At 73.2% G+C, this 235-nt stretch carries 1 pseudogene; it reads left to right on the forward strand.

The window, feature by feature from the left end:
* Positions 1-235, forward strand: a pseudogene (locus KVT14_RS21500) (hypothetical protein); the annotation flags it as partial.

Consider the following 235-nt stretch of genomic DNA (forward strand, 5'->3'; position numbering starts at 1 on the left):
GTCCTACGTGCTGGCGCTGCTCGTGCAGGGCCGGGACGAGCGCCAGCACCGCCGTGGTGGCCACCAGCCCCCGGCGGCGCTGGTCGTCGTCCTCGCGGTCAGCGCGTTCTTCTACCCGATCTGGACCGCGAGGGTCGTGCCGTACGCCTTCTGGCACGTCCACATGTGGCTGCGGTCCTGGCTCTGGCGTCCGCCGTCTGCCGTGCTCGCCGGCCCAGTCGACCTGCGGGCTCGG

It is taken from the genome of Cellulomonas sp. GbtcB1 (assembly GCF_019091725.1).
Classification (GTDB): domain Bacteria; phylum Actinomycetota; class Actinomycetes; order Actinomycetales; family Cellulomonadaceae; genus Cellulomonas.